General features: G+C 55.1%; 10 protein-coding genes. 2 read left to right on the plus strand and 8 right to left on the minus strand.

What is annotated here, in order from left to right:
* Nucleotides 1-157: 157 nt before the first annotated feature.
* Nucleotides 158-820 (minus strand): 6-phosphogluconate phosphatase, encoded by a 663-nt coding sequence (gene yieH, locus PO881_RS19525; protein WP_280172262.1) that lies wholly within the window; start codon nucleotides 818-820, stop codon nucleotides 158-160.
* A 151-nt stretch (nucleotides 821-971) separates the two neighbouring features.
* Here yieH and PO881_RS19530 point away from each other — a divergent pair, with 151 nt between their 5' ends.
* Nucleotides 972-2,285 carry an NCS2 family permease gene (locus PO881_RS19530; RefSeq protein WP_280172263.1) on the plus strand — a complete coding sequence of 438 codons (1,314 nt, stop codon included), beginning with the start codon at nucleotides 972-974 and terminating at the stop codon, nucleotides 2,283-2,285.
* Between the two features lie 28 nt (nucleotides 2,286-2,313).
* On the opposite strand, the gene PO881_RS19535 is transcribed toward PO881_RS19530, so the two are convergent.
* Nucleotides 2,314-3,060: a 4'-phosphopantetheinyl transferase superfamily protein gene (locus tag PO881_RS19535; protein WP_280172264.1), complete on the minus strand. Its 747-nt coding sequence runs from the start codon at nucleotides 3,058-3,060 to the stop codon at nucleotides 2,314-2,316.
* A gap of 294 nt (nucleotides 3,061-3,354) precedes the next feature.
* Between PO881_RS19535 and PO881_RS19540 the strand changes: the two genes are divergently transcribed.
* On the plus strand, nucleotides 3,355-3,864 hold the full coding sequence (locus PO881_RS19540) for a flavin reductase family protein (RefSeq protein ID WP_192414279.1): 510 nt from the start codon (nucleotides 3,355-3,357) through the stop codon (nucleotides 3,862-3,864).
* A 46-nt stretch (nucleotides 3,865-3,910) separates the two neighbouring features.
* On the opposite strand, the gene PO881_RS19545 is transcribed toward PO881_RS19540, so the two are convergent.
* From PO881_RS19545 to rpmH, 6 genes are all read right to left on the minus strand, one after another.
* Nucleotides 3,911-4,501, minus strand: a complete 591-nt coding sequence (locus PO881_RS19545; RefSeq protein ID WP_137386827.1) for a malonic semialdehyde reductase — start codon at nucleotides 4,499-4,501, stop codon at nucleotides 3,911-3,913.
* Between the two features lie 192 nt (nucleotides 4,502-4,693).
* The gene (mnmE, locus tag PO881_RS19550; protein ID WP_137386828.1) at nucleotides 4,694-6,058 is read right to left on the minus strand and encodes a tRNA uridine-5-carboxymethylaminomethyl(34) synthesis GTPase MnmE; all 1,365 of its coding nucleotides are present in this window, start codon (nucleotides 6,056-6,058) and stop codon (nucleotides 4,694-4,696) included.
* Between the two features lie 96 nt (nucleotides 6,059-6,154).
* Nucleotides 6,155-7,801, minus strand: a complete 1,647-nt coding sequence (gene yidC, locus PO881_RS19555) for a membrane protein insertase YidC (RefSeq protein ID WP_101763898.1) — start codon at nucleotides 7,799-7,801, stop codon at nucleotides 6,155-6,157.
* Between the two features lie 2 nt (nucleotides 7,802-7,803).
* Nucleotides 7,804-8,061, minus strand: a complete 258-nt coding sequence (gene yidD / locus PO881_RS19560) for a membrane protein insertion efficiency factor YidD (RefSeq protein ID WP_007893564.1) — start codon at nucleotides 8,059-8,061, stop codon at nucleotides 7,804-7,806.
* Nucleotides 8,025-8,384 (minus strand): ribonuclease P protein component, encoded by a 360-nt coding sequence (gene rnpA, locus PO881_RS19565; protein ID WP_036648555.1) that lies wholly within the window; start codon nucleotides 8,382-8,384, stop codon nucleotides 8,025-8,027. The genes yidD and rnpA overlap by 37 nt, the downstream gene beginning before the upstream one ends.
* 14 nt (nucleotides 8,385-8,398) lie before the next feature.
* Nucleotides 8,399-8,539 (minus strand): 50S ribosomal protein L34, encoded by a 141-nt coding sequence (gene rpmH, locus PO881_RS19570; RefSeq protein ID WP_003849659.1) that lies wholly within the window; start codon nucleotides 8,537-8,539, stop codon nucleotides 8,399-8,401.
* Nucleotides 8,540-9,141 lie beyond the last annotated feature (602 nt).

A 9,141-nucleotide genomic window follows, 5' to 3' on the forward strand; every position in this document is an offset into this window, starting at 1 on the left:
TGTCCCCCATCCCGGCCTTCCCCCATGAATGGGGGAAGGAGATGCTGCCACATGCAACTTCTGAGCTGGCATATGGCAGCATCTTCCTCCCCCATTCATGGGGGAGGACCGAGGAGGGGGACAGCCAGCACAAACCAAGGAGGGGGGAAAACGAGCTCTACCCCACCAAATCCCAGCCACGCGCGCGCCACAAATCCGGCAACTGCGCCATATCATCAAAGCGCGTCACCAGCGGATGATCGAGTTCGGGATTGTGCGCATCTGCGCAGTAGTAAAACACCGGAATCCCGGCCGCGATCCCGGCACGCGCGCCCGCTTCGGAATCATCCACCAGAATGCACTTCTCAATCGGCACCTGCATCTGCTCGGCGGCGTGATACATCAATTCCGGATCCGGCTTCCAGTGGTTAATGTCATACCCGCTGTACAGCTTGCCATCGAGATACGGCAGCATGCCGGTCAATCCCAGTGAATGCTGCATCTTCTTCACCGTGCCGTTTGAAACCACACACATCGGCACGTTGACACTTTCCACCAGCGCTTTGGCACCGGCAATTGGCTTCAAATCGAGATCAAACAATCTCGCCACTTCGGCGCGATAGGCGGTTTCCACCTCTTCGAGTGGTAACTCAACCTGATGTTCGGCCGCCACATCGCGGATGATGTCGTAGAGTTTCACCCCTTTGTACTGCTCAAACATCTGCTGCAGAGAGCGTTCAATACCGTAGCGGGCAAAGGTGTTGACGTAAGCTTGCGTACAGATCACTTCGCTGTCGACCAGCGTGCCGTCGCAATCAAAAAAAATACATTCCACCGACATCGCACATCATCCTTTTGTTAAACAATAAGCTGACACTCTAGCGCACTGAGCGCAGAAAGCGACCCTGAGCAACCGGTTGCGAAAAATCAGTGTTTTGCCACGCTAAACTCTATAGGATACGCGGCGATAAATTTTTTAGCGGAACAGTGGAATGACTAATCAGGGCCTTTTGCAGCGCATCTTCAAACTGCAGGAACACGGAACCACCGTGCGTACCGAAGTGATTGCCGGTTGCACGACTTTCCTGACGATGGTGTACATCGTTTTCGTTAACCCGCAAATTCTCGGTGTAGCGGGCATGGATACGCAGGCAGTGTTTGTTACTACCTGCTTGATTGCCGCGTTCGGCAGTATTCTGATGGGGCTGGTGGCGAATTTGCCGGTAGCACTGGCACCGGCGATGGGCCTGAACGCCTTCTTCGCCTTTGTGGTGGTCGGGGCCATAGGATACTCGTGGCAGATTGGTATGGGCGCGATTTTCTGGGGCGCGCTGGGTCTGCTGATCCTCACACTGCTGCGCGTGCGTTACTGGATGATTGCCAACATTCCGCTCAGCCTGCGTGTTGGCATCACCGCTGGTATTGGTCTGTTTATCGCCATGATGGGGCTGAAAAACGCCGGAATTATCGTGCCAAACGCCGATACCATTGTGGCTGTGGGTAATCTGACCTCGCACAGCGTGCTGCTTGGGGCGCTGGGTTTCTTCATCATCGCGATTCTGGCTTCCCGCAATATCCATGCGGCGGTGCTGGTGTCGATTGTGGTGACGACCGCGCTAGGCTTGATCATTGGCGATGTGAAATTCAGCGGCGTGTTCGCAGCGCCACCTGCGATCACATCCGTTGTAGGCCAGGTTGATATCAAAGGCGCGTTCAATATCGGCATGGCCGGGGTGATCTTCTCCTTTATGCTGGTCAATCTGTTCGACTCCTCCGGCACGCTGATTGGCGTGACCGATAAAGCCGGGCTGACCGACGAGAAAGGCACTTTCCCGCGCATGAAGCAGGCGCTGTACGTCGATAGCATCAGTTCGGTGACCGGTTCGCTGATTGGTACCTCATCGGTAACCGCCTACATTGAAAGTTCGTCCGGTGTGGCGATCGGCGGTCGTACCGGCTTGATGGCGGTGATCACCGGGATTCTGTTCCTGCTGGTGATGTTCCTGTCACCGCTGGCGGCGATGGTGCCCTCTTATGCGGCGGCGGGTGCGCTGATTTACGTTGGCGTATTGATGACGGCGTCGCTGTCACGCGTGCAGTGGGACGATCTCACCGAAGCGGTGCCAGCGTTTGTTACTGCGGCGATGATGCCGTTCAGCTTCTCGATCACGGAAGGTATCGCGCTGGGCTTTATCTCTTACTGCGTGATGAAGTTGGGAACCGGCCGCTGGCGTGAAATCAGCCCGTGCGTGGTGGTGGTCGCGCTACTGTTCGTGCTGAAAATCGTCTTTATCGATGCCCACTAAACAGTAAAGGCCGCTGATGCGGCCTTTTTTACGGATGTCCCATCTCATGCGGCGTGACCAAACTGGTCAGGCGCAGCGTATGCGGCCCTATATTGGGTTTACTCATCTCGACATCGCGCAGTGCTTGCCACTGCTGCGCGCCATCAATCTCCCACAGATGTAAGCGTTCGGTGCCGGGCGACAGCGCGCACGACCACACCAGCGTGGGCTCAGCATCACACACCGCCTGAATATCGGGGAACACGGTGGAACGCAGCCGACCGGCCGCAGGATGCAAACGCAGTGAATCAATACCGCTATCGGTTGCGCCGGTGAGCTTGAGAATGCTTTGGCGCAGCGTCCAGATTTGCGTCAGCGCTTCCATGAAATCCTGCTGCGCGTTAATCCATGCTTTTTCGCCGGAGGAGAGATCCTGTGTCAGCATATCCTGTGTTTGGCGACTGTGTGCGCGCACAATTTCCATATCCAGTCCGGCGCGGCCGCCTTCTTCGGCCAGCAGCACACCGATAGTGTTTCCGGCGTAGGAGATGCTGAAATCGGGCAGGTTGGCATCGGCAAAACAGGGACGTCCGCTGCTGCTGGTCGTTAGCGCGGGGAGTTCGCGGATACCGTAGACGCGTAACATCAGCTGAGCAAGCAGTTCGCGTGCGGCGAGAAAGCGTCCGCGACGCTTGTCAGCGAAGCGCTGAGCGCTGTTGATTACTTCTTGTGGCACCCGCATGTTCTCAGAAGAAAAGGGCGGATTACCTATCCAACGTACAAAATGACTAGCCATCTGTCGCTCCATGAAAATGGTCGAATAATCATCAGTGCTATTGTAAGAATTTTCTCATGGGTTTGCATCCGGCTTAAGATGGAATAGGCGATATTTCAGATAAGGACGAAGCCATGCGGCAATCCCATTTGGCAACTTTGCATAGAACGCTTTTGCAGAAACCTGCCGGATTGAGTGCCTAACTGTGTGATGTGGTGTAGGATTTGGGCAGTAAAACAGCACATCAAAGTGCGCTAACTCTTAATTCATCTGCCCATTGTGCGCATTGTTAAAACAGGCACGTCGGAGTTTTTTATGTCAGATACCGCTATTTCTCGCCAGGAATCGATCTCGCTTGATGAGTTTCGTCACGGCATGCGTCGCTTAACCGCGGGTGTTTCTCTGGTTACCACCGAATTTCAGGGCGAAAAGCTTGGGCTGATTGCCACGTCGGTCAGTTCGCTTGCGGCTGAGCCACCCAGCCTGCTGGTATGCGTGAATCGTAGCGCGTCCAGTCATGATGCTTTTACCGCAGCCGGCCATTTTGCCGTGAACGTGCTGCGTGAGCAGCATGACGACTTATGTGCCCAGTTCAGCCAATCCTCACGCCGCGCCGAGCGTTTTCAAAACGGTACGTGGCAGACGCTGAATACCGGCGCGCCGATTCTGGCTGATGCGCTGGTGAGTTTTGATTGCCAGCTGGAGAAGGTAGTGGAGTGGAACACGCACAGCGTGCTGCTGGCGCGTATCGTGGGCATTGCTCTGCCAGGTGAAGCGGCAGAGCCGATGATCTACTTCAACAGCGGCTTCCATTCACTGGGATAACCGCTTGAAACGGGCGTCGTGGGCTAAGCCCGACGCCTTTTCTCAATCAGGCAAAGGTGCTGGCTTCATCAAAGCCGAGACGCGGCAGACGCGCGTGCAGTTTGCTGGCTTCGCCATAGCCGAGATTGATCAGTAAGTTCACCTGCCATTTGCTCTCGCTAAAGAAGGCGTCGTTCACTTTTGACGGATCGAAACCGGACATCGGGCCGGCATCCAGGCCCAGCGAACGCGCAGCCAGAATCAAATAACCTGCCTGCAAGCTGCTGTTACGGAACGCGGTCTCTTTCGCCAGATCCGGGCTGCTGGTAAACCAGCTGCGCGCATCACCATGCGGGAACAGCTTCGGCAGCGCTTCATAGAACTCAGGATCCCACGCCACGATCACCGTTACCGGAGCGGACATGGTTTTGTCGACGTTGCCGGAGGAGAGCGCGGGTTTCAGCTTCTCTTTGCCTTCCTGCGAGGTCACAAACACAAAACGGCCCGGCGAGCAGTTAGCCGAGGTTGGACCCAGCGCGGTCAGGTGATAGAGCTGCTCCAGCACCTCCCGAGAAACCGGTTTGTCCTGCCAATAGCTGTGGGTGCGGGCTTCGATGAACAGCGTGTTCAGCGCCACGCTGTCGAGCGTTGTACTCATGTTTCTCTCCTGTTCAGGCAGCAACTTGCGCCCAATATTTAGCATGAATAATGAATGTACCCAGCAGGACCTGTTCGCCGGGCAATGATCGTTATACTGCAAAGGCGTGGGAGAGCCAAATAACAAAGACGCATGTCAACCGGGCGCCAGATGCGCGTGAATGCGCACCCGACATGAGAACGCCGCAGGCCATTACTTACCAATACAGAAACTGGAGAAGATTCTGCCCAGCAAATCGTCTGAGGTGAATTCACCGGTGATTTCGCTCAGCGCCTGCTGCGCTAACCGTAACTCTTCTGCCAGTAATTCGCCGGCCCACGCGCCTAACAGCTGATGCTTGCCCTGCTGCAAGTGGGTTGCGGCTAACTCCAGTGCTTGCAGATGGCGGCGACGGGCGAGGAATCCACCTTCCATATTGCCGGCAAATCCCATGCTCTGTTTCAGGTGATCGCGCAGCGCTTCCACACCTTCCCCGGTGCGCGCCGAGAGACGAATCAGTGAGTGACCGTTCACTTCAGTGAGGCCCAGCTCTTCGCCGGTCATATCCGCTTTGTTACGCACCACGGTAATTGGCAGCGCTTCCGGCAAACGGGCAACAAAATCTGGCCAGATGGCGGCGGCTTCAGTCGCGTCGGTGGTGGTGCCATCGACCATAAACAGCACGCGGTCGGCCTGCTCGATCTCCTGCCACGCACGTTCAATACCAATGCGCTCGACCTCGTCGCTGGCTTCACGTAAACCGGCAGTATCGATGATGTGCAGCGGCATGCCGTCGATATGGATATGCTCGCGCAGGACGTCGCGCGTGGTGCCAGCGATATCAGTAACAATCGCCGCTTCGCGTCCGGCTAAGGCATTCAGCAGGCTCGATTTTCCGGCATTGGGACGACCGGCAATCACCACTTTCATCCCTTCACGCAGCAGGCTGCCCTGACGCGCTTCGGCACGCACGCCGTCGAGGTCGCCGATCACCACATTGAGCTGCGCTTCAATTTTGCCGTCGGAAAGGAAATCGATCTCCTCATCCGGGAAGTCGATGGCTGCTTCCACATAGATGCGCAGGTGAGTAAGCGCTTCCACAAGTGCGTTGATGCGCAGGGAAAACGCGCCCTGCAGCGAGTTTACCGCCGAGCGGGCGGCTTGCTCTGAGCTGGCATCGATCAGATCGGCAATCGCTTCGGCTTGCGCCAAATCGAGCTTGTCGTTAAGGAAGGCGCGTTCGGAGAATTCACCAGGTTGCGCAATGCGTAATCCGGGCAGCGCCACGATGCGCTTGAGCAGCAGGTCGAGAATCACCGGGCCGCCGTGGCCTTGCAGCTCCAGCACATCTTCACCGGTGAAGGAATTCGGGCCAGGAAACCACAGCGCAATGCCCTGATCCAGCACGCTGCCATCGGCGTCGGTAAAGGGCAGATAGTCGGCATAGCGCGGCTTTGGCAGCTTGCCGAGCACGGCTTGCGCTACCTCAGCGGCTTTGGCGCCGGAGATACGCAGAATGCCAACGCCGCCACGGCCGGGAGGCGTCGCCTGGGCAACGATAGTGTCGCTGTGGCTCATGATTCCACCTTAAACTTTTAGGGTATTAATAAATAAAAATAGGGCGACATAAATGTCGCCCTTTGATTATACGCTGCTGCTGGTTGCAGTCAGGCGTTATGCTTTCTTCTTGTCGCGGCTATGCAGACCACGTTTTTCCAGGCCGCGATAAATCAGCTGCTGCTGGAGAATGGTCACCAGATTGCTGACGATGTAGTACAGCACCAGACCTGATGGGAACCACAGGAAGAACACGGTAAAGATCACCGGCATGTAGGTCATGATCTTCTGCTGCATCGGATCGGTCACGGTGGTCGGTGACATCTTCTGAATGAAGAACATGGTGATACCCATGATGATCGGCAGAATGTAGTACGGATCCTGCGCTGACAGGTCATGAATCCACAGAATAAACGGCGCATGACGCAGTTCAACCGAGCCTGACAGCATGTAGTACAAGGCCAGGAAGATTGGCATCTGGATAACCAGTGGCAGACAGCCGCCCAGCGGGTTCACTTTCTCCGCCTTATACAGCGCCATCATTTCCTGGCTCTGTTTCTGCTTATCATCACCCAGACGTTCACGCATCGCCTGAATCTTTGGCTGCAGCATACGCATCTTCGCCATGGAGGTGTACTGCGCTTTGGTCAGCGGGTACATGATGCCACGCACGATGAAGGTGATAACGATAATGGAGAAGCCCCAGTTACCGATAAAGCTGTGGATGAACTTCAGCAGCTTAAACAGCGGCTGCGAGATGAACCACAACCAGCCGTAATCTACGGTCAGATCCAGGTGAGGCGCGATGGCTGCCATCTGGTCCTGAATTTCCGGGCCTACCCACAGCGTTGCGCCGAGATCTTGCTGTGCGCCTGCGCCAACGGTCACAGGAGCAGATTTGTAGCCAATTGCCGCTACGCCATTGCCGAGGTTAGTGGTGTACAGCGTGTTATTACCCTGCGTGCGCGGCACCCAGGCGGTAGCAAAGTACTGCTGCAGCATCGCCACCCAACCATTGCTGGTGGTGGTGTTCAGGTTCTCGTTATCCGCGATGGTGTCGAATTTATATTTTTCGTATTTCGCATCGCTGGTTGAGTACGCTGCGCCACGGAAGGTGTGCAGAGCAAAATTGTTGCTACCGGTATCGCGGTGCTTAGGCACCTCGATGGTCTGCTTCAGCTGACCAAACATCGACACTTCCAGCGGCTGCTGAGTGGTGTTGTTGATGTTGTAGTCAACGTTTACCGCATACTCACCGCGCTTGAAGACGAAAGTCTTGGTGTAAACCACGCCGTTTTCACCGGTCCAGGTCAACGGTACGCGCAGTTCGCTCTGGCCATCTGCCATCACGAAGCTATCTTGCGAAGTGGTATACAGCGGACGTGCGCCATTGTTCGGGTTATCCGGGCCGTTGCGGCCAGTTAAGCCACTCTGCGCCTGATAAACGAAGGCCGGTGTAGTTTCAAGCAGCTGGAACGGTGCATCTGAACCCAGTTTGTCCGGGTAAGTCAGCAGCTGAGCCTGCTCAATATCGCCACCACGCGTATTGATGTTGAGTGACAGGACATCTGTCTTAACGGTGATCGTTTTGCCCTGTCCGCTAGCCGGCACGCCGGAAGTGGCGGCATCACCCGCTGCGCTGTTTGTGTTTTGCGTGGTCTGGGTTTGCTGTGGCTGCGGAGCGTGGTCCGTCTGCCAGGCTTGCCAGATCATAAAAGACACGAACAGAAAAGCGATGAGAAAGAGATTGCGTTGCGAATCCATCGTTAATGTTCTCTGGTATCAAAGGTTTTTGGCGGCACAGGATCGTCACCACCCGGGTTCAAAGGGTGGCATTTTAATACGCGTTTTATCGTCAACCAACTGCCTTTTACAACGCCAAAGCGGCGCAAGGCCTCAATCCCATACTGCGAACAGGTGGGATGGAACCGGCAATGAGGTCCCAGCAGTGGGCTGATGGCGCGTTGATAAACGCGTATCAGGGCAATCAGGAGCCGCGAGCCAGGCGACAGTGACGACGCCATAGTTTCTCCAACGCTTCCGTCAGCGCACGGTTATCCAGGTCAGCAATCCCTTTTTTAGCCACGATCACAAAATCCATTGCAGGGAGCTCATGTTGACGCAGACGAAAGCTTTCGCGGGTCAATCGCTTGATCCGGTTGCGTTCATGGGCGCGTTTTACATGTTTTTTTGCGACGGTGAGACCGATGCGGGGATGCCCCAGCGCGTTAAGTCGGCCGAGTATGGTGATTTGCGGCGTACCGGCTCGTTGTGGCTGCTGGAAGACGAAAGTGAAATGAGTGGGAGTTAACAAACGTAACTCCCTGGGAAATGCGAGCTTAACCACGAGGGTTAGCTTTATTACTTAGAAACGGTCAGACGAGAACGGCCTTTAGCACGACGACGTGCCAGAACCTGACGACCATTTTTTGTTGCCATACGAGCACGGAAACCGTGTGAACGGTTGCGCTTCAGTACGGACGGTTGAAAAGTGCGTTTCATGGCGATTTCTACCTAAACTTGAAAATTTTCACTGGGTGACGCGTTTTCGGGCCAGTAAATCGACCAACGCCTCAATGTGTCTTTAATAAAGAGGCGGGATTGTAATAATTGTACAGTCCAGAGTCAATTCACTTCGCTGGTCGCGGCACCTGGAAACCCAGATACAGCCCGCTGATTCCGGGCATCAAGGCTTCACGCAATAATGCCGGGTGGGGAATTATACGGGCTGTGGGTTAAAGCGCAAGGATCGCGCAGGATCTTCTTGCGATCAGTTTGCAGATTTGCTGCGCGGAAACGAGAGCTTGCCAGAAAAATTAACGCTTTCAGCCACATTAACGCTGGCTTTTTTTGCAGAAAGCGTAAACTCATTATCGCTTCAGTAGCCTGTGGATAAATTGGATCAAAACTGTGTAGAAAGGGAAGATCTCTGTGCAGCTTTACGTTATGATCCGCCCTTCCGCTGACGATCCTCGCTGCGATCGCCGGGGAAGACTACCGCGAATAGCGGTCGCAGGCGCTTTCCAACCGTCTGTGTCTAAAAATTACGTTTCTATTTATTAGCGCCTAAAATTCTTATCGATTTTGTACGAGTGGAGTCCGCC

The sequence above is a fragment of the Pantoea sp. SS70 genome (assembly GCF_029866845.1).
Classification (GTDB): Bacteria; Pseudomonadota; Gammaproteobacteria; order Enterobacterales; family Enterobacteriaceae; genus Pantoea; species Pantoea leporis.